The organism is Mesorhizobium sp. J18 (assembly GCF_007829525.1).
Classification (GTDB): Bacteria; Pseudomonadota; Alphaproteobacteria; order Rhizobiales; family Rhizobiaceae; genus VLJP01.
This window is the reverse complement of sequence record NZ_VLJP01000001.1, coordinates 108,146-132,739: the sequence shown is the minus strand read 5'-3', so window position 1 is coordinate 132,739 and position 24,594 is coordinate 108,146. Positions and strand designations below refer to the sequence as shown.

23 protein-coding genes are annotated in these 24,594 nt (G+C 61.7%); 15 read left to right on the top strand and 8 right to left on the bottom strand.

Annotation, left to right across the window (positions count from 1 at the left end; translation table 11 throughout):
- Positions 1-19 precede the first annotated feature (19 nt).
- From L598_RS00595 to L598_RS00585, 3 genes are read left to right on the top strand one after another with little or no spacing between them, the layout of a single operon-like run.
- The gene (locus tag L598_RS00595; RefSeq protein ID WP_246658575.1) at positions 20-478 is read left to right on the top strand and encodes a DUF559 domain-containing protein; all 459 of its coding nucleotides are present in this window, start codon (positions 20-22) and stop codon (positions 476-478) included.
- Positions 475-3,048, top strand: coding sequence for an FAD-dependent oxidoreductase (locus L598_RS00590; RefSeq protein WP_144859012.1), 2,574 nt, complete (start codon positions 475-477; stop codon positions 3,046-3,048). Before L598_RS00595 ends, L598_RS00590 begins: the two co-directional genes overlap by 4 nt.
- A gap of 14 nt (positions 3,049-3,062) precedes the next feature.
- Positions 3,063-4,430 (top strand): Xaa-Pro peptidase family protein, encoded by a 1,368-nt coding sequence (locus L598_RS00585; RefSeq protein ID WP_144859010.1) that lies wholly within the window; start codon positions 3,063-3,065, stop codon positions 4,428-4,430.
- A 36-nt stretch (positions 4,431-4,466) separates the two neighbouring features.
- Here the strand turns inward: L598_RS00585 and L598_RS00580 are convergent, their stop codons facing one another.
- Positions 4,467-5,288 carry a PhnD/SsuA/transferrin family substrate-binding protein gene (locus tag L598_RS00580; protein WP_144859008.1) on the bottom strand — a complete coding sequence of 274 codons (822 nt, stop codon included), beginning with the start codon at positions 5,286-5,288 and terminating at the stop codon, positions 4,467-4,469.
- A 43-nt stretch (positions 5,289-5,331) separates the two neighbouring features.
- Positions 5,332-6,345: a fatty acid desaturase gene (locus tag L598_RS00575; RefSeq protein ID WP_144859006.1), complete on the bottom strand. Its 1,014-nt coding sequence runs from the start codon at positions 6,343-6,345 to the stop codon at positions 5,332-5,334.
- Positions 6,346-6,534: 189 nt separating this feature from the next.
- On the opposite strand from L598_RS00575, the gene L598_RS00570 reads away from it, so the two are divergent.
- Positions 6,535-7,371 carry a helix-turn-helix transcriptional regulator gene (locus L598_RS00570; RefSeq protein ID WP_144859004.1) on the top strand — a complete coding sequence of 279 codons (837 nt, stop codon included), beginning with the start codon at positions 6,535-6,537 and terminating at the stop codon, positions 7,369-7,371.
- 101 nt (positions 7,372-7,472) lie between these two features.
- Positions 7,473-8,492 carry a betaine--homocysteine S-methyltransferase gene (bmt, locus tag L598_RS00565; protein WP_144859002.1) on the top strand — a complete coding sequence of 340 codons (1,020 nt, stop codon included), beginning with the start codon at positions 7,473-7,475 and terminating at the stop codon, positions 8,490-8,492.
- A gap of 81 nt (positions 8,493-8,573) precedes the next feature.
- On the opposite strand, the gene ligD is transcribed toward bmt, so the two are convergent.
- Positions 8,574-9,479 carry a non-homologous end-joining DNA ligase gene (gene ligD / locus L598_RS00560; protein WP_144859000.1) on the bottom strand — a complete coding sequence of 302 codons (906 nt, stop codon included), beginning with the start codon at positions 9,477-9,479 and terminating at the stop codon, positions 8,574-8,576.
- Between the two features lie 69 nt (positions 9,480-9,548).
- The gene (locus L598_RS00555) at positions 9,549-10,448 is read right to left on the bottom strand and encodes a LysR substrate-binding domain-containing protein (protein WP_144858998.1); all 900 of its coding nucleotides are present in this window, start codon (positions 10,446-10,448) and stop codon (positions 9,549-9,551) included.
- 121 nt (positions 10,449-10,569) lie between these two features.
- On the opposite strand from L598_RS00555, the gene L598_RS21335 reads away from it, so the two are divergent.
- The 4 genes from L598_RS21335 to L598_RS00550 all read left to right on the top strand — a co-directional run bounded on the left by L598_RS21335 (position 10,570) and on the right by L598_RS00550 (position 12,455).
- Positions 10,570-10,743: a hypothetical protein gene (locus tag L598_RS21335; protein ID WP_186444892.1), complete on the top strand. Its 174-nt coding sequence runs from the start codon at positions 10,570-10,572 to the stop codon at positions 10,741-10,743.
- Between the two features lie 107 nt (positions 10,744-10,850).
- Positions 10,851-10,982, top strand: coding sequence for a hypothetical protein (locus L598_RS21900; protein WP_281407346.1), 132 nt, complete (start codon positions 10,851-10,853; stop codon positions 10,980-10,982).
- A 141-nt stretch (positions 10,983-11,123) separates the two neighbouring features.
- Positions 11,124-11,264 carry a hypothetical protein gene (locus tag L598_RS21330; RefSeq protein WP_186444891.1) on the top strand — a complete coding sequence of 47 codons (141 nt, stop codon included), beginning with the start codon at positions 11,124-11,126 and terminating at the stop codon, positions 11,262-11,264.
- A gap of 192 nt (positions 11,265-11,456) precedes the next feature.
- The gene (locus L598_RS00550) at positions 11,457-12,455 is read left to right on the top strand and encodes a GlxA family transcriptional regulator (protein ID WP_144858996.1); all 999 of its coding nucleotides are present in this window, start codon (positions 11,457-11,459) and stop codon (positions 12,453-12,455) included.
- A gap of 23 nt (positions 12,456-12,478) precedes the next feature.
- Here the strand turns inward: L598_RS00550 and L598_RS00545 are convergent, their stop codons facing one another.
- Both L598_RS00545 and L598_RS00540 read right to left on the bottom strand, forming a co-directional pair.
- Positions 12,479-13,318, bottom strand: a complete 840-nt coding sequence (locus L598_RS00545; protein WP_144858994.1) for a DUF1194 domain-containing protein — start codon at positions 13,316-13,318, stop codon at positions 12,479-12,481.
- 171 nt (positions 13,319-13,489) lie between these two features.
- On the bottom strand, positions 13,490-16,003 hold the full coding sequence (locus L598_RS00540) for an FAD-dependent oxidoreductase (protein WP_144858992.1): 2,514 nt from the start codon (positions 16,001-16,003) through the stop codon (positions 13,490-13,492).
- A 333-nt stretch (positions 16,004-16,336) separates the two neighbouring features.
- Here L598_RS00540 and L598_RS00535 point away from each other — a divergent pair, with 333 nt between their 5' ends.
- Genes L598_RS00535 through L598_RS00520 form a run of 4 tightly spaced genes read left to right on the top strand, consistent with a single transcriptional unit; the run spans position 16,337 to position 21,477 of the window.
- Positions 16,337-17,596, top strand: a complete 1,260-nt coding sequence (locus L598_RS00535; RefSeq protein ID WP_144859348.1) for a sarcosine oxidase subunit beta family protein — start codon at positions 16,337-16,339, stop codon at positions 17,594-17,596.
- An 8-nt stretch (positions 17,597-17,604) separates the two neighbouring features.
- Positions 17,605-17,907, top strand: a complete 303-nt coding sequence (locus tag L598_RS00530; protein WP_144858990.1) for a sarcosine oxidase subunit delta family protein — start codon at positions 17,605-17,607, stop codon at positions 17,905-17,907.
- Complete coding sequence (locus L598_RS00525) at positions 17,904-20,897, top strand: sarcosine oxidase subunit alpha family protein (RefSeq protein ID WP_144858988.1); 2,994 nt, start codon at positions 17,904-17,906, stop codon at positions 20,895-20,897. Before L598_RS00530 ends, L598_RS00525 begins: the two co-directional genes overlap by 4 nt.
- The gene (locus L598_RS00520; protein ID WP_144858986.1) at positions 20,890-21,477 is read left to right on the top strand and encodes a sarcosine oxidase subunit gamma; all 588 of its coding nucleotides are present in this window, start codon (positions 20,890-20,892) and stop codon (positions 21,475-21,477) included. Before L598_RS00525 ends, L598_RS00520 begins: the two co-directional genes overlap by 8 nt.
- Positions 21,478-21,524: 47 nt before the next feature.
- Here L598_RS00520 and L598_RS00515 read toward each other — a convergent pair whose 3' ends face one another.
- Entirely contained in the window at positions 21,525-22,235 is a 711-nt protein-coding gene (locus tag L598_RS00515; protein WP_144858984.1) for a nitroreductase, read from the bottom strand.
- Between the two features lie 139 nt (positions 22,236-22,374).
- On the opposite strand from L598_RS00515, the gene L598_RS00510 reads away from it, so the two are divergent.
- Both L598_RS00510 and L598_RS00505 read left to right on the top strand, forming a co-directional pair.
- Positions 22,375-22,977: an XRE family transcriptional regulator gene (locus L598_RS00510; RefSeq protein WP_144858982.1), complete on the top strand. Its 603-nt coding sequence runs from the start codon at positions 22,375-22,377 to the stop codon at positions 22,975-22,977.
- A gap of 96 nt (positions 22,978-23,073) precedes the next feature.
- Entirely contained in the window at positions 23,074-24,270 is a 1,197-nt protein-coding gene (locus tag L598_RS00505; RefSeq protein WP_144858980.1) for a pyridoxal phosphate-dependent aminotransferase, read from the top strand.
- Between the two features lie 9 nt (positions 24,271-24,279).
- On the opposite strand, the gene L598_RS00500 is transcribed toward L598_RS00505, so the two are convergent.
- Positions 24,280-24,588 (bottom strand): hypothetical protein, encoded by a 309-nt coding sequence (locus tag L598_RS00500; RefSeq protein ID WP_144858978.1) that lies wholly within the window; start codon positions 24,586-24,588, stop codon positions 24,280-24,282.
- Positions 24,589-24,594 lie beyond the last annotated feature (6 nt).

Genomic DNA, 24,594 nt, shown 5'->3' with positions numbered 1-24,594 from the left:
GCCGCGCAGCGGCGAGGAAGTGGGGGAAGGCGCTCGTGACAAACGAAGCCGCTGCAGGTCCGGGGTTACCAAACGCGCGCGCCAACTGCGCCATGGAGATAACGAAGCGGAAGCCCTGCTCTGGCTGGAATTGAAGCGCCGCAAGCTGGGCGGCTACAAATTCACCCGACAACTGCCTATCGGCCCCTACTTCGCAGACTTCGCCTGTCGCAAGGCAAAGCTCATTGTCGAGGTAGATGGCAGCCAGCATGCTGGCAGCCCTTATGACCGCCGCCGCGACGAATTCCTGCGCGGCCAAGGCTATTCCGTCCTGCGCTTCTGGAACACCGATATCCTGAAACATCGCAGTTCGGTCTGCGAAACCATTCTCGCCGCGCTCAACAGTCGGCTTGCCGAAGACGTAGCAGCATCTGACCTTCGCTTTGTCTACGCGCCGCCAGCAATATTCAAATCTTCATACACGGAACTATCCCCATGAAATCTCACGCAAAAGCGATTGTGATCGGCGGCGGTGTCGTTGGCTGCTCGGTGCTCTATCATCTCGCAAAGGCCGGCTGGACGGATATCATGCTGATCGAGCGCTCGGAGCTTACTTCCGGCTCGTCCTGGCATGCGGCCGGTGGCTTCCATACGCTGAACGGCGATCCGAACGTCGCCAAGCTGCAGGCCTACACGGTCCAGCTATACAAGGAGATCGAGGAGCTTTCAGGCCAATCCTGCGGGCTGCATCTGACCGGAGGCGTGATGATGGCCGACACGCCCGAGCGCATGGATTTCCTGCGGCTGACCCATGCCAAGGGCCGCTATCTCGGCATGCAGACGGAGCTGATCACGCCTTCCGAGGCCAAGGCCATGTTCCCGCTCATGGACGAGACGAATTTCGTCGGCGCCATGTGGGACCCGGTCGAGGGGCATCTCGATCCATCGGGCACCACCATTGCCTATTCCAAGGCGGCGAAGAAGCTCGGCGCGGAAATCGTCCTGCGCAATCGGGTCGTGGAACTGACGCAGGAGCCCGACGGCACTTGGAACGTGGTGACGGAACAGGGCACCGTGAAGGCCGAGCATGTGGTCAATTGCGGCGGTCTGTGGGCGCGCGAGATCGGCCGCATGGTGGGTTTGGAACTGCCAGTGCTCGCCATGGAGCACATGTATCTCTTGACCGAACCGATGCCGGAAGTGGAGGAATTCAACGCCCGTACCGGCCGCGAGATGGTCGGCGTGCTCGATTTCAAGGGCGAGATCTACACCCGCCAGGAGCGCAACGGCATTCTGCTCGGCACCTATGAGAAGGCCTGCAAGCCGTGGTCGCCGGTCAACACGCCATGGGATTTCGGCCATGAGCTCCTGCAGCCCGACCTCGACCGCATCGCACCTTCCCTGGAGCTCGGCTTCAAGCACTTCCCCGGCATCGCCAATGCCGGCATCAAGCAGGTCATCAACGGCCCCTTCACCTTCGCGCCCGACGGCAACCCGCTGGTCGGGCCGGTACAGGGCCTGACGAACTTCTGGTGCGCCTGCGCCGTCATGGCTGGTTTCAGCCAGGGTGGCGGGGTCGGACTGGCGCTGTCGAACTGGATGGTGAACGGCGACCCCGGCTTCGACGTCTGGGGCATGGACGTGACCCGCTTCGGCGAATGGGCTACGCTTCGCTACACCAACGCCAAGGTGCGCGAGAACTATTCGCGCCGCTTCTCGATCCGCTTCCCAAATGAGGAATTGCCCGCCGCGAGGCCGGCGCAGACCACGCCGCTCTACGACATCATGCTGAACCAGAATGCCGTCATGGGCGATAGCTGGGGCCTCGAGACTCCCCTCTGGTTCGCGCCCAAAGGGAGCGAGCCGAAGGATATCGTCTCCTTCCATCGTTCGAACGATTTCGAGCATGTGGGAAATGAAGTGAGAGCCACACGCGAGCGCGTCGGCGTCACCGAGATCGCCAATTTCGCCAAATACCAGGTAAGCGGTCCGGGTGCGGAGAACTTCCTCAATCGGCTGATGACGAACCGAATGCCGAAGGTGGGCCGCATCGTGCTGACCCCGATGCTGAACGAATTCGGCAAGCTGATCGGCGATTTCACCATCGCCAAGGCCGCGGAAGATCGTTTCATGATCTGGAGCTCCTCGGCGGCGCAGAAATACCACATGCGCTGGTTCGAGAAGCATCTGCCTAGGGATGGGTCGGTCAGGCTCCATCGCTTCGACCAGACACTGGTCGGCCTTGCGATCGCCGGTCCGAACGCGCAGGCTCTCCTGCAGAAGCTGGTTGACGAGGGCGTCTCGACCCAAGCGTTCCGCTTCATGGATTACCGGGAAATGGCGGTCGGCGGCGCGCCCTGCATGGTCAATCGCCTCTCCTACACCGGCGATCTCGGCTACGAGATCTGGATGCAGCCGGCCTATCAGCGGCTGGTCTATAGCGCGATCAAGGAAGCCGGCAAGGAATTCGGTATCGTCGATTTCGGCATGCGCGCCCTGCTCTCCATGCGGCTGGAGAAGAATTTCCCGACCTGGTTCCGTGAGCTTCGCCCGATCTACGGACCATTCGAAGGCTCGATGGAGCGCTTCATCAGGCTGGAGAAGAACGATTTCATCGGGCGGGAAGCCGCGGCGAAGGAAAAGGCCGAAGGTCCGAAGCTGCGCCGCGTTTCGTTCGTGGTCGATGCCGAGGATGCCGATGTCATGGGCGACGAGCCCGTCTGGGCACGTGTTAACGGCACCGACCACGGAACCGTCGAACCGCCGCACGGCTACGGCGCGCCAAGGTTTGATGCCAGCGGAGCGAAGGCAAAGACTTCCGATGCGGCATCGGATGCTTCTGCAGTAACGGGCATCCATGACGGCGACTGGAGCGTCGTCGGCTGGGTGACTTCGGGCGGCTATGCTCACTATGTCGGAAAATCCATGGCCCAGGGATATGTGCCGGCCGCGCTTGCGGAAAACGAGAGCACTGGCCTGTTCGAGATCGAAATTCTCGGAAAACGGCGGCCGGCCCGCATCAATATAGAGCCTCTCTTCGACCCCAAGGGCGAACGAATGCGCGCCTGATCGGAATCCCCGCCATGGACTCGACCGCTAATTTCGGACGCCACAAGCGCAAGATCGCGCCCTTCGAGACACAGGAAACGCCGTGGACGCCGGAGGAATATGAGCAGCTCTGGATGGAGGCACGTGCAAAAGCCTCGGCGCAGAACTGGCATGCAATCGGCTATGGCGATCTTGCGGAAGGCGAGTGGCGTCAGGCCGGCTTGGCCGATCCGGATCTGCCGGCCATGCGCAAGCTGCGCCTGGAGCGCATCCGCCACGAGCTGACGCGTCGCGATTATGCCGGCATCCTGCTCTACGACCCCCTCAACATCCGCTATGCCGCAGACCACACCAATATGCAGGTCTGGACGGCGCACAATGCGAGCCGTTACCTGTTCGTGGCAACGGAGGGGCCTTCGGTCCTCTTCGAATTCCAGAATTGTTTTCACCTCTCCGATCACACCGGCATGGTGGACGAGGTGCGCCCCGCCAAAAGCATGATCTACATGTTTGCCGGTGACGATTCTGTGGGCGCGGCGCGGGATTGGGCGGCCGAGATCGCTGATCTCGCCACGGCCCATGGCGGCGGCAATCGCCGTCTTGCCGTCGATCATCTCGATCCGGAGCCAGCAGCCGCCCTCTCCGCTTGCGGCATCTCCATCCATAACGGCGAGGCCGTCATGGAGCGCGTGCGCATGATCAAGACCGAGCATGAGTTGCGCTGCATGCGCAGGGCTATCCATTCCTGCGAGCGCGCCGTGGCCGAAATGGAAGCGGCGCTGACGCCTGGTATCAGCGAAAACGAGCTATGGGCCGTGCTTCATCGCGGCAATCTCGTCCGCGGCGGCGAGTGGGCCGAGACGCGACTGCTCGCCTCCGGCCCGCGCACCAATCCGTGGTTTCAGGAATGCTCGGCGCGCATCATCGAGAACGGCGACCTCGTCGCTTTCGATACCGACCTTATCGGCCCTTATGGTTATTGCTGCGACATCTCACGCACCTGGCTTGCCGGTGACGGCCAGCCGACCAATGAACAGCGCGATCTCTACCGCATTGCGGCCGACCAGATCGCTTACAATACCGGGTTGATCAAACCGGGCGTGACGCTGCTTGAACTGTCCCAGACCTGCCGATTACCGCCTCCGGACTGCCGGCCCAACCGCTACGGCGTTCTGATCCACGGCGTCGGCCTGTGCGATGAATATCCAAGCGTCTACCACCCGGAGGATATAGACGAACACGCCCCGGAAGAGCCGCTGCAGCCCGGCATGGTACTCTGCGTGGAAAGCTATACGGGCCGGCTCGGCGGCCGCGAGGGCGTGAAGCTCGAGGAACAGGTTCTTGTCACCGAAACCGGCACGGAAAAGCTTTCAAGCTATCCTCTTGATCCACGCCTTTCGTGAGCAATTCCGGAAAGGAGCCTAAAGCGCGGTCCCAGTTCAGAAGCGCAACGAGAACACTGGCGCCTTCAGGCCGGCAATGTAAGGCAATCCCTTGCGTCTAGCGGTCCAGCCGACGACACGAAGTTCCGCCACCTTCGGCTCGAAGCGGCGGGCGAGATCCCAGGTCCGGCAGTCTATGGCGCATACATCCGCCCTGCCATCGGCAACGGCGATGATCGAGGCGCGGTGTCCCCCTGTTTCGATGCGCTCACGGAAGATGTGAAGCCCCCCGCCCATCGCCTCGAGATCGCGCTTCAGCGCAATGACGCCGGACATGGAATCACCGCTGTTGAAGGCAAGACGGGCGCCTCGGAGGAGATCGAGGGGAAGAGACGATGCGCCGGCCTTGTCTGGTTTGGCACCGTCGGGAGCGTCGTGTCTTGAAGTCCCCCCCTCTGATAGCTGGGTTTCAGCAAAGTCTGCCCACCGCATCAACACGGCGCTGGAATAAAACTCCCCCTCCCCACCCTGGAATTCCGAATAATCCGGCTGGCCGACGACGCGCACATGGGCGGAAAGGCCCATTTCCATCGGCCCCCAGCAGGTCTGAGCAAATAGCAACCGCGGATGTCTCCATAGCGTATGCAGGTCGAGTTCGTCAGGCGGGAGTGTCGCCGGATCGGACGCGATGACCGCCCCGGCCGCATCGCGGATGCCTCCAGGCACTGCGGGCATATCCGCGTTTCGTCGCACCAGGCGCTCGGGGGCGTCGATCCCTTGCCTAAGCAGTTCCTCGCGCAACACCGCCCAGTGCGCATCCGTCTCCGATTGCACCTCAGGCCAGTCATACATTGGCAAAGCGGCGATGAAATCGCTCATGCCGCCTTATCGAGCCTCAGATATACCGAATGCAAGCTCGACGTCATTCCTTGGGCGGCTTTGCCGGCACAGGCACTGTGCCGCCACCCGTGAAGGAGCGGCCGAGAACCCGAGGCCGGAACGCACGGCCCTGCTCCGGCGTGCGGCGGAGCACCGGATGTGGCACCGGCTCCTTCGCCTTGAAGGCGAAGTCCGTCAGAAGCGCAAAATAGTTCGGATAGGCATAGCCGCCATTCATCTTCAGCCATTCCTCACGGCGCGAGCGGAACAGGGCCGGCAGACGATACCAGGGAACCGTCGGCATCTTGTGATGCACAAGATGCAGGTTGTTGTTCAGAAACAGGATCGAGAGCGGCGAACGCTCAACGATGATGGTGCGGCCATCGGGCCGCTCCGACCATTGATGTTCGGCGAAAGTGCGGATCGAGATGATCGACTGTCCGAACCATGCCGGCACGAGCACATAGAGCCAGATCGGCATGCCGAAGCCATAAACCACGATCGGCAGAACCACCGCCAGGCCCAGGCAATGGAGAAGCCATGCCTTCCGCACCACCCGGTCACCGTCGAGCATCAGCTTCACCTCCGAAGAGATGAAGCCGGCATTCGTAATCAGCGGCCCGAAGAAAAAGCGGCCGATCATGGTATTGTTGACGGCGAGCATGAAGCGCACCATGCGCGGCAGTTCCTCATATTGCCAGAGCGCCCGGTAATAGCTTTCCGGGTCCTCGAAGGGATCGGTCAGCCGCTCGTCCGCATGGTGGCGCAGATGCAACGCCTTGAACCGGCGATAGGGATAGACGAGCCCGATCGGCAGTCCGACCAGAGCTTCGTTGACCACAGCATTGCGCGTAGGATGGCCATGCAGACATTCATGCATCAGCGAGGATTGCATGGCTACGGTGAGGATGAGGACGGCCAGGGATGCCAAGGGCCATTCCGGCCAAAGCAGAAAGCCGGCTCCGGCCCATGCCGCATAGCAGGCTATGATGAGAAAGATTGTCGGCCACTCGATAGCCGGCGGGCCGACATGCCGGTTCCCCTTTTTGCGAGTCATCGCTGCCCCTGAACCCGCGCTTTTCGCGCTTCTGTGGTCCGAATCCTTTTGATCTGCTGACACAATACTGTCAGCATGCCACCGGCCCGCAATGCGATTTTGCGCACAAAATGTTTATATTGCTCATCAAATATTGCGATTGTTTATTATAGTAAACATTAGAGTCGATAAATCACATTGCAGGTTTCCATGGACAAGCGTGATCTTGCCGATCTGTTTCGCGACCGCCTGAAAGCGCTCATGGCGCGCTCAGGCCAGAACCAATCGGCCTTTGCAGCGGCAATCGGTATTGACCGCTCCGCTCTTTCCCAGCTTCTTTCCGGTACGGCGACACGCCTCCCCCGGGCGGAAACCCTGCTCAATATCGCCGCAGAGCACAAGGTGTCACTCGACTGGCTTTTGGGCCTGAGCCATGACGAGGGAGTCACGGGCGAATTGCGCGCCAGCCTGGAAATTGCCGAGGCACCCGGCGGCTTCGATCGTACCTTGCTTGCCAAATGGCATGCCGAGGCCGTCGGTACCAAGATTCGCTATGTGCCGGCAGGCATTCCCGACCTGCTTCGGACGGAAGCCGTCATCGCCTATGAAGCGGAGGCGGCCGAACAGAACCGCGCCACCCAGATCGATGAGGCGCAGTACAGGATCGATTACAATCGCCGGCCGGAGACCGACATGGAGGTCTGCATGCCAAGGCAGACTCTGGAGATATTTGCCAAAGGACAGGGCATCTGGTCCGATCTGCCCGAAAGCATCCGTGTGAAGCAAATCGATCACATGGTGCGGCTGCTGGACGACCTCTATCCTACATTTCGCCTGTTTCTTTATGACGGGGCGAAACGCTTCTCGATCCCTTATACGATTTTCGGCCCGATCCGCGCCGCGATCTATGTCGGCGGCATGTATCTTGTGCTGAATGCGACGCAGCCGGTGACGACCCTGACGCGGCATTTCGATTTTCTCATCCGCAGCGCGGAAGTGAACGCGGACGAGGCCGCGGCATTCGTCTCGTCACTCAAGCTCGCCTGACGGATCGCATTTAGCCATCGCATCTCGCGGCGCGTTGACGCCATATAAAGATTTCTTTATATGATTATCTCGATATGAAAATTTTGGAAGATAAGCCTCCCATGGACAACCCGATCGACGCGCTGCTGGCCGAAAAAGGCGTCCTGCTGGCCGATGGTGCAACAGGAACCAATCTTTTCGCCATGGGCCTGCAGTCGGGCGAGGCGCCTGAACTGTGGAATGAGAGCGCTCCGGAAAAGGTGGAAGCGCTGCATCAGGGCTTTGTCGATGCCGGTGCGGACATCATCCTGACCAATTCCTTTGGCGGCACGCGGCACAGGCTGAAGCTGCACGGTGCGCAGGACCGCGTGTATGAGCTGAACCGCAAGGCGGCGGAACTTGCCCGCAAGGTTGCGTCCTCCGCCGGCCGCAGGGTTATCGTGGCCGGTTCCGTCGGCCCAACGGGCGAGTTGCTCCAGCCGCTCGGCGCCCTCACCTATGAAGAGGCTGTCGATGCCTTTGCCGAGCAGATCGAGGGCCTGAGGGCCGGCGGCGCCGAGGTCGCCTGGATCGAGACCATGTCGGCCCCCGGCGAGATCAAGGCTGCTGCCGAGGCCGCTATCCGTGTCGGCCTGCCTTACACCTACACGGGGTCCTTCGACACGGCCGGCCGCACCATGATGGGGCTCGCGCCGAAGGATATCCATGGCGTGGTCGATGAGCTCGATACAAAAGCGGTCGCGGTCGGTGCCAATTGCGGCGTTGGCGCTTCCGATATACTGGCTGCACTGCTCGATATGTCGGAAGCGAAGCCGGATGCAACCATCGTGGTCAAGGGCAATTGCGGCATCCCCGAATTCCGGGGTTCCGAAATTCATTATTCCGGCACGCCCGAACTGATGGCGGATTATGTCCGCCTCGCCGTGGACGGTGGCGCGAAGATTATCGGCGGCTGCTGCGGAACATCCTTCGAGCATCTGAAAGCGATGCGTGCGGCGCTTGACAGCCATACCAAGGCGAGCCGGCCGACCATCGACGACATTGTCTCGCGCGTCGGCCCCATGCGCAACAAGACGGCCGGCGAAAGCGGTGCGGCAACGGCTCCTGCCGGGCGCCGCGAAAGGCGCCGCGCTCGGGCCTGATCGGGCGCGGCAGCAGAGCGCCACACGTGGTCACAAGATTTCTGTGACAAACATGAGGCAAACCGTCTCGCCCTCGTGAGGTTATCCGGCGACAGCCTTCAGCAGGGCATTCGTGATCGACTGCTTCCACCCCATGGCTTCGGCCCAGGGGTCGGCTTGTTCCAGCCGAGCGGCCATGTCGCCGATATGAAAACTGTTAGCGGCCTTCAGCGATGTCAATTCCTCCCAGGAAACGGGCATTGCGACAGGCGCGCCCGTTCTTGCCCGTGTCGAATATGGCGCGATCGCCGTCGCTCCGCGCTCGTTCCGCAGATAGTCGATGAAGACCTTGCCCTTGCGCTTCGCCTTCGAGGCTTGCGCGATATACCGATCGGGCTCCTCTCCCGACATCTGCTTGGCGAAATCATGGGCGAACTGCTTCACCTCCGGCCATTCGGCCCGCCTCTCCAGCGGCGCGACGACGTGAATGCCCTTGCCTCCGGTCACCAGCGGCACCGACTTCAGCCCGATCTGCTCCAGCCGCTCCCGGACGTCGAATGCCGCCTCCCGCACATCGGAAAAGGTCAGCCCTTCGTCAGGATCGAGATCGAAGACCAAGCGGTCAGGATATTCCAGCCGATCGATGCGCGAACCCCAGATGTGGAATTCGAGAGTGCCCATCTGGACTGCGGCTATGATGCCGGCCAGATCGTCGACATAGAGATAACTGTCTTTCTGTCCGTCCTTCTCGACAATATCCATGCGCCTGATCGCATCAGGAAAGCCCTTGGACTCGTGCTTCTGGAAAAAGCATTGGCCCTCGCTGCCTTCCGGACAGCGCACAAGGCTGATCAGCCGCTTTTCGACAAAGGGCAAGATGCGCGCGGCCACTCTCTCATAGTGAGCTGCGAGATCGGCCTTGGTAACGCCCTGCTCGGGAAACAAAACCTTGTCGGGGCTCGAAAGACGAACGCCCGCGAATGTGTCGCGCTGCTCGTGCGTTCCCATCGGGCTTCTCCTTGATCAACAATCCGATGACAGCCTCTGGAACGGCTGGGGAATTCCCGGTGCTGGCTGCTAGAACCGGCCGGTCTGCCGGAAAATGTCGAATGTCGCCCGGATATGATCGGCTGCCGCCTTCACCGGAGCGCTGGCATCCGGCGCAACGATCATGCCCAGATGATAATTGCCCATCGGGGGCAAACCGTCTTTCGGACCGAGTTCGACCAGATCATCGCCTATGAAGGATTTCGGCAAGGGTGCGACCGCCAGATCGGAAAGGATCGCCGCCCGCTGCCCCGCCGTATGCGCGCTCATATAGGCGACGCGGAACTTGCGCCCCACCCCGCTCAACGCATCAAGCGCCCCTGCCCGCCAGATGCAGCCTTCCTCCCAAAGCGATACCGGCAGCGGTTCGCGCATATGGGCGCAGCCGCCCTTGGCGCCAGCCCACACGATCGGCTCCGTAAGCAGGATTTCCACATCCGTACTGCCAGCATTATCCGAGCAGGTAAGCAGCGTGATGTCCAATTGGCGCGCTGCCAACCGCTTTCTCAAATTGGAACTCTGATCGATCACCACGTCCACCGCGATCGCCGGATGCGACTGCGCGAAGCGCTTCAAGACATTGGGCAGCACCCTTTCGCCAAAATCATCCGGTGAGCCAAGCCGCACAATGCCGCTGATATCCGGCATGACGAATTTCGACACCGCCTCGCGATTGATTGCGAGCAATCGCCGCGCGAAGGTCAACAGCATCTCGCCATCCGTGGTCAGCGAGACCGAACGCGCATCCCGCAGGAACAGCGCGCGGCCCAATACCTCCTCCAGCTTCTTGATCTGCATGGAGACCGCCGAAGGCGTGCGGAATACCGCATTTGCGGCAGCCGTGAAGCTGCCCGTCTCGGCTATAGCGACAAAGGTGCGCAGCACATCCAGTTCAAGCAGCGGGAGGGGGTGATTGAGCGGGGCGTTCATCGATTCCTCTTATCAAAAACATTGAACGAAAGCTTCACTTCATTTCGTTTGATTGAATATCAATTACCCCCCATAGTCAATAGCGACCGGACAGAAGCCGGTAGCGAGAAGGAGAAGAGAGATGTCGATATTGTCGATCATCAGCCACTATGTCGAAGCTTACCGGGTCGACCGTCAGCGTACACGCACCGCGCGGCTGATTGGCAGCCTGCCAGCGGAAATCCGCAAGGATATCGGTTGGCCTGGCTCCTATGCCCCGAAGGGTCCCAGAATGAGTGGACTCGACCGTTCATGACCCTCAACTGCGACGATGCAAGAACTACGACCGGCCGCCTGAGGGCTGCCGGCAAGACGGCCTGATGACAGGCGGCCGGTCGGAAGAGACAGGATCGGAGACGGCGAATGTCTATTTTCACAACCCTGCGCCACTTCTTCATCGAATACAGCGCCATCATGGAGCAGGCGCGAACCGGCCGCCGACGGACTAGCCCGACGAACGAAGGGCAGATAAAGAGCCACCGGAAGCGCTTCTAGAGACCGGCATCACGCCATGTCGCATTTCCTATCCTGTGCTTCGCTTTTGACGCGTATGCGCCGCTTAGGCACTCCTATATGAGCAGCGAACGAACGATCACCGGCGGCAACAGCCGATCCGGCAGCCGATGGAGATAGATGATGAAACTGTTTGGCCGCGTCCTGCGCCGACGCCATGAAACAAACCTGACCACCGAACTGGAACGCCAGCGGCTCGCCAAGACGATGCCCGGCCAGACCGGGGCGCTCGCAGCCTCCCGCCTTGGCTTTATCGTCAACTGACGCAGGCCCGTAGCCATTTCTGTGACCGCCGTGCCGGCTGCCTGCCCGCGCGGCGGTTTGCGTATTGAGCAGAATCCCGAAGAGCGATGAAATTTGTCTCTTTCCGCAGCCACATGCCATTGACAGAAAAGCGTTTTCCTGATGACGCTTTGCTGATCGCGACATGGCCTGCTGGTTAGCGGGGAGGTTTGGATGACGCCAAAGAACGCCGTCAAAAGATCGATCGTCTTTTTTCTCATTCCTGATTTCACGATGATCGCCTTTGCCACGGCGCTCGACCCTTTGCGCTCGGCCAATCGCATGCTCGGTTATGAGGCTTATTCCTGGCGGCTGGCCAGCGTGGACGGCAAGCCCGTGCGCGCCTCGAACGGCGTCGAGGTGGCGGTCAACTCATCTCTGGAGGAAGAGCGAAAGAAGATGACCGGACAGGACCGGCCTTCCATGGTCATCGTCTGCACCGGCCTCAATGCCGACCGCTACTCGAACAAGACGGTCTTCGCCTGGCTGCGCGAGGAATACAATCGCGGCGTGGCGCTGGGCGGCCTGTGCACCGGCGCACATGTTCTCGCAGCCGCCGGCCTGCTTGCCAACAAGCGCTGTGCTATCCATTGGGAGAACCTGCCCGGCTTTGCCGAAGCCTTTCCCAAAGCCAATGTCTTTGCCGATCTCTTCGAGATCGATTCCAACATCTATACCTGCGCCGGTGGCACGGCAGCGCTCGACATGATGCTGAAGCTCATTGGTGAGGACTTCGACGACAATCTGGTCAACAGCGTCTGCGAACAAATGCTGACCGACCGGGTGCGCAGCCCTTCGGACCGTCAGCGCCTGCCTCTGCGGGCGCGGCTTGGCGTGCAGAATTCCAAGGTGCTGACCATTATCGAGCTGATGGAGGCCAATCTCTCCGAGCCGCTGTCGCTCGTGGAAATCGCCGAAAGTGTCGGACTTTCACGCCGGCAGATCGAGCGCCTTTTCCGTCAGGAGATGGGACGCTCGCCGGCCCGCTACTATCTGGAGGTTCGCCTGGACCGAGCCAGGCACCTGCTCATCCAGTCATCCATGCCCGTGGTGGAGGTGGCTGTCGCTTGCGGTTTCGTCTCGGCTTCGCACTTTTCCAAGTGCTATCGCGAACTCTATGCCCGCTCTCCCCAGCAGGAGCGTGCCGACCGCAAGCAATTGTTGGCAGCTTAAGCGCGACTATCTTTCGGCGAGACTTACGGGTCGTTCCACATCCAGAAGCGGTCGTCCCACATCTTTTCGCCAATCAGGCAGTCATACTTGCCTTCCGAAGCCGCTGTCATCACGAGGAAATCCGATGGATTCCTGCCGGCCAGCTCGATCACCAGCTTGCGGCGGATCGCCTCCGGGAACTGGGTCCAGTCGTTGACCGGGATCATGAAGGCTCCCGGCCCGCCGATCACGCATTGGGCATAATAGTTGTCGAGATCATCGATGCTGAACGAACTCGCCGCGCCGCCATTCGTCATGAGCGGAAGGCCGTTGATCGTAATGCCTTTCGATACAAGTTCATCGCGCGCGACATCCACCCGCGATCCTTGATTGTTCGGGCCATCGCCCGAAATGTCGAGGACGCGCCGCGCGCCCTTGTAGGCGCTTTCGGCGAAGATATCCCTGGCGAAATTGATAGCCCCGGAAATCGAGGTGCGGCGCGCGCTGCCTGGCGGCTGGGCGGTAAGGCGGGAGGCAACGCGCTCGGCGTCCTCGGCAGAGGCAATCGTCGTCCAGGGCACGATCACGTGCTGGGAACTGTCCCCTGCCCATTCGAAATAAGTGATGGCGATCTTCCCGTACAGCCCGTCCTCGATGGCTCGGATCACGTCCTCATGCGTGAGGGCGGCCACATAGCCGTCGCGCTGGATTCTCAATTCGTCCGGCGACATTGAAAGGGAGACATCGACCGCCAGCACAAGCTCGACATCGACAGGCTCCTGGGCCAAGATCGGGGTCGTGACAGCCGCAAAGAGGGCGGCACAGACCCCGCCTGCGACGACGCAACCAGAAATCCCCCTCCGTGAAGTGGCCCAGCCTGTCATGGAGGAAATGATATTCGGCGACGGCCAGCCGGGAAGCAGAAACGCGTTTCAGGCTCTTCACGTTTTCGCGATGAATGAAATGATGGGCACCGGCGAGACATTTTTGCCCGCCGCCCACGCTCCACATCCCGCGCCCTTTTCTGTGAGCGAAACGGCTGGGGGCCTAGCCTGTCAGGCCCTCAGCGCCGTGTTCTCCGGATCGAACGGGCTCTCCGCGATGACCGTCGCCTTGTGCGGATTGCCGAGGATCTTGATCTCCAGTTCGGTGCCCTCTGCGGCGCATTCGGGCTTGACCATGGCGAGCGCCAGACTCTTGCCCACCCGCCAGCCGTAGCCGCCATGGGTGGCACGGCCGACAAGCACTCCATCCTTGTGGATCGACTCCGAGCCCCGGGCATCCGCGTCGGCCACGCCATGCACTTCAAGCGTGACATAGGTCCATCTCGGCCCTTTCTCCCGCAGTTGCACCAGAGCGTCGCGGCCGATGAAATCGCCCTTGTCGGGATGAACGAAGCGGTCCAGCCCGCTTTCCCAGGCAGAATATTCGATCGAAAGCTCGCGCGGGATGAGCCTGTAACTCTTTTCAATCGCCATGGCAGTCATGGCGCGGATGCCGAAAGGCTTGATGCCGAATTCCGCACCGGCCTCCATGAGGCGATCGAAGATGTAGTTCTGCATCTCGATCGGGTGATGCAACTCCCAGCCCAGTTCGCCGACAAAGTTGACGCGTAGCGCATGCGCGCTCGCCGCACCGACCGAGATCGGCTTGCCAGAAAGCCAGGGGAAATCCTCGTTGGCCAGGCTGGTGCGCGTGAGCTTCTGCAATAGGTCGCGGCTTCTCGGTCCGGCAAGTACCAGAACGCCATACATCTGCGTGATCGGCTGCAGTACAACCGACCCATCGGTCGGACAAAGCTTGCGCAGCACGTCGTGATCATGCGCCTCATAAGCGCCGGCCGATACGAGATAGAAGCGGCCCGGCTTCCATTCATAAACCGTGAATTCCGATTTCACGCCGCCATGCCTGGTCAATAGATGGCAGAGCGCAATGCGGCCGCGCTTCTTCGGGATACGGTTGGCGAGGATCGAATCCAGCCACCCGCGGGCGCCCGGCCCCGACACCTCCATCTTGGCGAAGGCCGACATGTCGAGAACGCCGACATTCTCATGGACATTCTTCACCTCGTTGCCGATATGCTCGAAATAGTTCGAGCGCCGGAAGGACCATTTCTCCACGATGCGGCCGTCTTCCAGCGGCTCGGCATGGTTGTGATTGGTCAGAACGTCGGCGCCGACGCCGAGTTCTTCCTTGGGAACTTCATAGCCTTCTGGCGCAAACCAGTTTGCGCGCTCCCAGCCATAGACCGAGCCGAAGACTGCACCGAGCTTCTTCAGCCGGTCATAGACCGGCGTTGTCTTCAGAGGCCGCGCGGCGGCGCGCTCCTCGTCCGGATAATGCATGGTGAAGACATTGGCATAGGCTTCCTCGTTCTTTTCCTTGAGGTAGCCTTCCGTGGCATAGGGGCCGAAGCGGCGAGGATCGACGCCCATCATATCGATCGTGGGCTCGCCGTCGACGATCCACTCGGCAAGCTGCCATCCCGCCCCGCCGGCCGCCGTCACGCCGAATGAGTGGCCTTCGTTAAGCCAGAAATTGTTCAGGCCCGGCGCAGGCCCGATGATCGGGGAGCCATCCGGCGTATAGGCGATGGCGCCGTTATAGATCTTCTTTATGCCTACCTCGCCGAATGCTGGGACACGCGCGATTGCCGTGTCGACATGTGGCATCAGGCGTTCGAGATCTTCCTGGAAAAGCTCGTATTCGCTGTCATCCGACGGCCCGTCGACATAGCAGACGGGAGCGCCCTTTTCGTAAGGGCCGAGCAGCAATCCGCCATTCTCCTCGCGCATATACCAGGAGGAGTCGCTTTCGCGCAGCACGCCCATTTCCGGCAGGCCCTGCTTCTTACGCTCCAGAATCGCCGGATGGGGTTCGGTGACGATGTACTGATGCTCGACGGGGATGACCGGAATATTGATGCCGACCATCTCACCCGTCTTGCGCGCGAAATTGCCGGTGCAGGAGACGACATGCTCGGCGGTGATGTCGCCCTTGTCGGTCTTCACCAGCCATTTGCCGTCCGGCCTCTGTTCGAGGCCGGTCACCGTCGTGTTGCGGTAGATCGTGGCGCCGCGGTCGCGGGCGCCCTTGGCGAGCGCCTGGGTGAGATCGGCCGGCTGGATATATCCGTCTTCGGGGTGCTGGATCGCGCCGAGCAGTCCGTCCGTCTCGCAAAGCGGCCAGACCTCCTTCACCTGCTCCGGCGTCAGAATGTTGACCGGCACGCCAATCGTCTCTGCGACACCGGCGTAATACATATATTCGTCCCACCGGTCCTTGGTGCGCGCCAACCTGATATTCGAGCATTGGGTGAAACCGACATTCATGCCTGTTTCCTTCTGGAGCTCCTGGTAGAAGCGCACCGAATATTTGTGGATCTGGCCGACCGAGTAGCTCATGTTGAAGAGCGGCAGCAGACCGGCGGCATGCCACGTCGAGCCGGAAGTCAATTCCTTGCGCTCAATGAGTACGACATCCGACCAGCCCTTTTTGGCCAGATGGTAGAGTGTCGAGACGCCGACCACTCCACCCCCGATGACGACCGCACGCGCTTCCGTTTTCATCCCGGCATCCCCTGCAAAACCGAGCTGCGGGGTCTGGCCCCGCTGCTTCACAAGCTTCGAATAGTCAGGGACAATATTCCGCTCCGCAAGTCCGCATTCGGCCTGTTTGCGACATCGCGGGAAAGTCTCGCGACTCGGATGCACTCCTCGCCGCAGAATGGTCCATGACTGGCCGGCACCGCCCGCCCGGGGCGAGCATAGGAAGGATCGTGCCGTGGCAAAGATGGGGATTCCAGGTCGGAGGATTGAAAAGCCATGGCGCTTTATTTGCGTTCGCTCGCTCTGTTGGCCTATAGGTTCGGCATACATTCCGGAAATCGACAGCGGGATCGCATGGCGGAATACTCGGCTTTTTCGCTTCTCAAGCACGCATTCAACGGCAACAAGGGTTGGAAGCCCGCGTGGCGCAAGCCCGATCCCAAACCATCCTATGACGTGGTGATCGTCGGTGGCGGGGGCCATGGTCTCGCCACCGCCTATTATCTCGCCAAGGAACACGGCATTACCAATGTGGCGGTGGTGGAAAAGGGTTGGCTGGGTTCCGGCAATATCGGCCGCAACACCACCATCGTCCGCTCCAATTACCTCCTGCCGGAATCGATCCGCTTCTACGATTTCTCCGTGAAGCTGTGGGAGAACCTCTCCCATGACCTGAACTATAATGTGATGTTCTCGCAGCGCGGTGTGCTCAATCTCGCCCATTCGCCCTCCCAGGCCGACGATTACATCCGCCGCGGCAATGCGATGCTGCATGGCGGCGGCGATGCCGAATGGCTGACGCCCGACCAGATCGCGAAGGAAGTTCCCGGCCTCGACCTTTCAGGCTCGGCGCGCTTCCCCATCGTCGGGGGGCTGATGCAGCGCCGCGCCGGCACCGCCCGCCACGATGCTGTCGCCTGGGGTTTCGCCCGCGGCGCAGACCGGCGCGGCGTCGACATCATCGAGAATTGCGAGGTCACGGGCTTTCTGCGCGATGGCGACCGGGTGACAGGCGTGGTCACGTCCCGCGGTGAAATTCGTGCGAAGAAAGTGGCCGTGGCGGTCGCCGGCAGCACAGGCCGCGTCATGAAGCTTGCCGGCATCGAGCGGCTGCCGATCGAAAGCCATGTGCTGCAGGCCTTTGTCTCCGAATCGCTGAAGCCCTTCGTGAACTGCGTCGTCACCTTTGGCGCGGGGCACCTCTATATGTCCCAGTCTGACAAGGGCGGCCTGGTCTTCGGCGGCGACATAGACGGCTACAATACCTATGCCCAGCGGGGAAACCTGCCAGTGGTCGAGGATGTGATGAGCGAAATGGTCGCCATGTTCCCCAGCCTTGCCCGCATTCGCCTGCTTCGCTCCTGGGGCGGCGTAATGGACATGTCGATGGACGGCTCCCCTATCATCACCAAAGGCCCGCTACCTGGCATGTACCTGAATTCCGGCTGGTGCTACGGCGGATTCAAGGCGACGCCGGCCTCCGGCTGGACCTTTGCCTGGACCATCGCCAGGGATGAGCCTCACCCGATCAACGCGCCGTTCACGCTCGACCGCTTCAACCGCGGCATCCTGATCGACGAAAAGGGCCAGGGCGCGACGCCCCGGCTGCATTAGGTCCACACATGCTGATCACCTGTCCCTATTGCGGTCCACGTGACCTTTCCGAATATACTTATCAGGGTGACGCCAACCGCACGCGTCCCGATCCTGCGTCGACCGATCAGGCCGCGTGGAACGCCTATGTCTATGAGCGGACGAATCCGGCCGGCGACCATCGCGAATACTGGCAGCATTCCGGCGGCTGCCGCGCCCATCTCGTCGTGATCCGCAATACATTGACGCACGAGATATCGGAGGTCTCCTTCGCACGTGCCGAGCTCAATCACCATGCGGCGCCGCGGCGAATTACTGGAGCAAAAGCATGAGCGCCCGCCGTGCAGTCAAAGGCGGGCTCGTCGATCGCGCCCGCACGATCCGTTTCACCTTCGACGGCAAATCTTATACCGGCCATGCGGGCGACACCCTCGCATCCGCGCTTCTGGCCAACGGAGTGACGCTGTTCGGCCGTTCGTTCAAGTATCACCGGCCCCGCGGCGTCTTCACCGCCGGCATCGATGAGCCAAGCGCGCTGGTGACGGTGCTGAAGGGCAAGGTGCGCGAGCCCAACCTGCCCGCCACGCTGGTCGAGATATATGACGGCCTCGTCGCCGAAAGCCAGAACCGCTACCCATCGCTCGATTTCGATCTGGGGGCAGTGAACCAGCTCGGCGGGAAACTGTTCGGTGCCGGGTTTTACTACAAGACCTTCATGGGCCCGGTCATCGGCCCGTTGAAGGGCACCCGCTTCTGGATGTTCTGCGAACATTTCATTCGCCGGGCTGCCGGCCTCGGCCGCGCCGGCTTCGAGAAGGACGACGCCCGCTATGCGCGGATGAACGCCTTTTGCGACGTGCTGATCGTCGGCGCCGGCCCGGCGGGMCTCATGGCTGCCGAGGCGGCGGCAAAATCCGGCAAGCGCGTCGTCATAGCCGACCTCGACGCCCTGCCGGGCGGTTCGGCCAAATGGTCGGGCGAAACCATTGCCGGCAAGCCTGCCGCGCAATGGGCGCTGGAGACGGCTGAGGCACTGGAGGCCATGGCCAATGTCCGCTTCCTGCGCCGCACGACGGTTTGGGGCTACTATGATTCCAACACGCTGGCTGCGATCGAGCGTGTCAGCGATCATCTGAAAGAACCTGCCGCAGGCGCGCCGCGCCACCGCCATTGGACAATCCGTGCGGGGTCGGTAGTGCTAGCGACGGGTGCCCTCGAACGGCCGCTGATCTTCCCCGGCAACGACCTGCCGGGAGTCATGCTGGCCGGCGCCGCCGAGCGCTACGCCAACGAATACGGTGTCCTGCCGGGCGAGAAGATCGCCGTCTTCACCAATAACGACAGCGCCTATCGCGCGGCCGCATCCCTGAAGAAAGCGGGCGCCGCCATTGTGGCGATCATCGATGTGCGACAGGAAGTCATGCCCGCCGCCCTTGCGCTGGCCGCCGAGGCAGGCGTGCAGCCGATTATCGGCCATGCCGTCACCGGCACGACGGGCGGCAAGCAGCTCACCGGCGTCAAGGTGCAGCGGCTGAACACCCAGACCGGGCTGCCTACCTGCGACGTGCGCACCTTGGCAGTCGATATGCTTGCTGTTTCCGGAGGCTGGTCGCCCGCGCTCCATCTTGCCAGCCAAGCCGGAGCGAGCCCGGAATGGGATGCCACGCTCAATGCCTTCCTGCCGCCCAAGCCGACGCAGAACTGGCGCGGAGCCGGCGCCTTCAATGGTAGCGCTACCACGGCCGAGGCCTTGGCAGAGGGCCGCAATGTCGGACTTTGGGCGACGGGCGCCAGACCCTCCCGCGCTAAACTGCCGGAGGTCGAAGCTCCCGCACTTGAGTCGGGTTGCGCGCCGGTCTTCGAGATCAAGACAGAGGGCAAGGCTTTCGTCGATCTGCAGCACGACGTGACGGCCGAGGATGTCCGCCTCGCCCATCGCGAGGGCTTCATCTCCGTCGAACATCTGAAACGATACACCACGCTCGGCATGGCGACAGACCAGGGCAAGACCTCCAACATCCCCGGCCTCGCCATCATGGCCGATGCGCGCGGCCTCCCGATCCCGGAAGTCGGCACCACTCGATTCCGCCCGCCCTTCGCCCCGGTCTCGCTCGGCTCGCTGGCGGGCGAGCGCTATGGTGACCTCAGACCCGAGCGTCTGACGCCCATGCACGACTGGCATGTCGAGCATGGCGCGCGCATGTACTCGGCCGGACTGTGGTATCGCCCGATGATCTACGGCAAGCCCGGCGAGACGGTCGAACAGGCCTATGTCCGCGAGGCCAAGGCCGTGCGTTCCTCGGTCGGCATTGTCGACGTCTCGACGCTGGGCAAGATCGCCGTGCAGGGCCCGGACGCCGCCGAGTTCCTCGACCGGGTCTATACCAACATGTTTTCCACCCTGCCGGTCGGCAAGGCGCGCTATGGCCTGATGCTTCGCGAGGACGGGCTGGCCATGGACGACGGCACGACCTGGCGGCTCGGCGAGAACGAGTTTCTGATGACGACCACCACGGCCAATGCCGGCAAGGTCATGCAGCATCTGGAATATTTTCTCGACGTGATCTGGCCCGACCTCAAGGTGCATCTCACCTCCGTCACCGATGAATGGGCCGGTGCTGCCGTCGCCGGGCCGGATTCACGCAAGGTATTGGCTGCCTGCGTCAAGGGAACCGCGGTGGATAATGAGGCGCTGCCCTTCATGGGCATCGTCAAGGGCGAAATTGACGGCATCCCGGTGATGACATGCCGCCTCTCCTTCTCCGGCGAACTCGCCTACGAGGTCTATTGCGGTGCCGGTTATGGCACGCAAATGTGGGAAGCGCTGATGGAAGCGGGCGAGCCCTTCGGCATTGTGCCCTACGGCCTGGAGGCGCTCGGCACGTTGCGCATCGAGAAGGGCCATGTCACGGGCGCCGAGATCGACGGCCGTACGACCGCACGCGATCTCTATCTCGACTGGCTCCTGTCGAAGAAGAAGCCCTTCATCGGTTCCGCCATGATGGATCGCAGCGGCCTCATCGCGCCCGACCGTATCCGTCTTGTCGGTATCGTCTCGCTTGACGGCCTTCCGCTTGCCGGCGGGGCGCATATCGTCGAGAAGCAAGGTTCCGACGGTCTCGGCCTAAGCATCGGCCACATCACCGCTTCCTGCTATTCGCCCGCTCTGCAGAAATATATCGGGCTGGCGCTGGTGAAGGGCGGAAAGTCCCGCCACGGAACGCGTGCCTTCATCTCCGATCCGCTGAGGAAGCGCTTCGGGCCAGTCGAGATCATCAGCCACCATATGTTCGATCCGGAAGGGAGCCGCATGCATGCCTGAGCGTGAATCCCCCCTCGGCACGGCCCTTCGACCCGGCTCCCACGGCAATTTCGCCGATGGAATCGGCGTCACCCTGTCGGAGCAAAGGCCGGGCTCGATCGTACAGGTGGCTGCCTGGCCTGGCGAGGAACGCGCCCTGCTCGCAGCGGTGAAATCCGCGACGGGGCTTGTCCTGCCCGATGGCGCCGGAGGCGGTCTCGTAAAAGCCGGCAAGGGAGCCTTCGGCTTCGCTCCGGGACGCTTCCTTGTCGTCGATGAGGAGGAAGGACTGGCCGCAAAGCTTTCGGCGGCGGTGGCAGCCGAGACCGGAACCGTTACCGACCTCTCCCATGGCCGCACCGCAATCCGCGCTGCCGGTCCGAAGGCCGAATGGGTCCTGGCGAAGTTTTTCGCCATCGATTTCGCCCTGCCCGCCTTCCCCATGGGTTCGGGACGCTCGACCGTGCATCACGACATTTTTGCCATGATCCAGCGCACCGGCGAGGAACAGTTCGATATCTATCTATTCCGCTCCTTCGCCCGCTCCTTCTGGACGGCTCTCTGCCATGGGGCAGAGGAAGTCGGCTATCAGGTGGCCTGATCCGAACTTGCAGCGTGGGGGTACTGGGCCTGCGGCCCAGCCCTTCTTCACTTCATGAATGCGACGAATTCCTCCAGCGGCGCGCGTTCGGTGCGCAACTCGTTCTCGGGCTTCGAGGTGTCCTCGTAGCCGAGAGCCATGCCGCAGGTGACGATTTCCTCGTCCGAGAGACCAAGCACCGGCCGGATCTGCCGGTGATAGGGAGCGAAGGCGGCCTGCGGACAGGTATGCAACCCCCTGCCCCGCGCAGCGATCATGATCGACTGAAGGAACATCCCATGGTCGATCCAGGAACCCATGTTGAGCCGCCGGTCTATGGTGAAGATCATGCCTACCGGAGCATCGAAGAAGACAAAGTTGCGGTCGTGCTGCGCCCGCATCCGGTCGACATCGCGCCGGCCGATGCCGAGCAGCTCATAGAGCGCGTAGCCGACCGCGCGGCGGCGCGTCAGATAAGGTTCAAAGAACTTGTCGGGATAGTATTTGTATTCTTCCCATTCGACCTTCTCGGCGCGGATGCCCGAATTCAGGATTGCGTCCGAAAGCCTCTGTTTGACAGCGCCGGTGGTCACATAGACCTTCCAGGGCTGCATATTCGTTCCCGAGGGAGCCCTCGCGGCCACCTCCAGGATGTCGCGGATTACCTGCTCGTCTATCGGATCGGGGAGGAAGGCCCGCACAGCGCGCCGGGTCTTCATGGCAGCGTCGACGATCTCCGCTTCGTCGGCATCCGTATATCTATTGTCGGGCGCCAGCATCTCACCGTCCTTGGATCTGGTTGGTCATGCGTGGAATGCGGCAGGAGCGCCGGCATCTGCCTCTCCGGCAATGAGCATGTGAAATTTTTCTTGATTTTTTCATATCGCTCCGTTTCATGAAATTCCAGAGGGAATTTTCATGCAACCGTCATCGCTCACAGAAACAGCCGATACCGGCGCAAAAGCCAAGGCGCTACGTCTTCTGGCAAGCGATATCCGTGCCTTGCGTAAAGCCCGCGGGCTCACGCTATCCAGGCTTGCCGAAAAGCTCGGGCGTTCGGTCGGGTGGCTGAGCCAGGTGGAGCGGGGCATCTCGCTTCCATCTCTTTCTGATTTGCGCGCCCTTGCCAACCAGTTCAGCGTGCCAGTTAGCCTTTTCTTTGCCCAGGCCGGCGACGACGACAGCGAGCACGAGGTGATCGTGCGCGCCGAAAATCGGCGCCTGATCGCCGGCGGCGATGCTGGCGTGGTGGAAGAACTGCTTTCGCCCGATCTTTGCGGCAGCTTCGCGATCATCCGCACCGAATTCGCCCCCGGTCGGGAACTCGCCGAGCCGGCGCAACGCCAGACGGAGGAAGCCGGTTTCGTGATCTCAGGCCAGTTCGAGATCGAGATCGCGGGAATCTGGCACCGGCTGTCGCCCGGCGACAGCTACTGCGTCCGCCGGAAACCCTTCCGATGGCGCAATCCGGGCACAGAAACTGCAGTCGTCCTGCAGGTGATGTCACCCCCTGTCACTTGACCGGCAGACCATTTTCAGCCAGCCAGTATCCTTCCCTCGCCGCCATACCACCGCAGGGCGGGCGAGAAAGATTCCTCGGTTCTTGAGAGTAAAAACATGCCCAAGCCATCGTCCCGCATTTCCGGCATTGTGCCTTCCGGCAAGGACGGGTGGGAAGTTCATTTCGCCGCCCTCACCCGCAAGCAGGCGGGAGAAGACATCCTGATGCTGTCCGTCGGCGACCATGATTTCGATACGCCGAATGAGACCGTCGAGGCCTGCGTGGAGGCAGTACGCAGCGGCTATCATCACTATGTCCAGCTTCCCGGTCTGCCGCGCCTGCGCGCCGGCATGGCGAAGCTTTCCGAAGAATGCACCGGCGTTCCGACCTCCGCTGACGAAGTGATCGCAACGGTTGGCGGTCAAGGCGCCCTCTTCGCCGCCTGCCAGGCGATCCTCGATCCCGAGACGCATGCTATCGTCGTGTCGCCCTATTACGCGACCTATCCCGGCACGATGCGCGCCGCCGGCGCCAGCTTCACGGAGGTCGAGGCACGCGCCGAGGATGGTTTTCAGCCGGATACACAAGCGATCGCGGCGGCGATCCGTCCGGAGACGCGGGCGATCCTCATCAATTCGCCTAACAACCCGACCGGCGCCGTCTATACCCGCGCCACGCTGGAGGTGATTGCTGATCTCTGCCGCAAACATGACCTTTGGCTGCTGTCGGACGAGGTTTACTGGACCTTCCGCGCCGAACGAGAGCACATTTCGCCGTGCTCTCTTCCTGGCATGAAAGAGCGGACGCTCGTCATCAACTCGCTGTCGAAAAGCCACGGCATGACCGGCTGGCGCATCGGCTGGCTCACCGCCCCCGCCGACATCGTCCGGCTCCTCACCAATCTCAATCTCGTGGCCACCTATGGCCTGCCGGATTTCGTCTCGCGGGCGGCCATAGCGGCCATCGAGAACGGTTTCGGGGTTGAAGAGATCGCTAGCCGCTATGCCCGCCGCCGGACCGTATTTCTCGACGCGATCCACGGTCTCAACGGCGTCACGGTGCGCGGCTCGGAAGGCGGCATGTATGTGATGCTCGACATCAGCGCCATCGAAGCCGATTGCGAGAAATTCGCCTGGGACCTGCTTAACACGGAGAAGGTGGCGGTAATGCCCGGCTCCAGCTTCGGCGATGCCGCCAAGGGGCATATCCGGATCAGCATGTGCCAGGAGGAAGATCTCCTGAAAGAGGCGGCATCGCGCATCCGCCGCTTCATCACCCGATCGGCCGAGGATCGCCGGGCGACCACCGGCTGACGGAATTCCCTACCAGTGCCGGAAAGGCTGATCGTCGCTCGACTGCTTACAGGTATATGCAATCGGACATTTGTCCGTGTCGCGTGTCTGTACCCAGGTCATCCTGGCAATGTAGGGGATGTCGCAATAGCGCTGGCCGCTTACAAAGCGGTCATATGTATGCTGGCCTGTCGTCAACACGATGGCGCCATACCGGTCCACCAGCGCCTGCGCCTGGGCGCAGGTCATCGTTCTGGTATCCGGACGTGCCTGCGCCGTACCGACTGTCGTCACGGTGGCGATCACCACGCCTACTAGAAACTTGTGTATCGCTTGCATGGATGC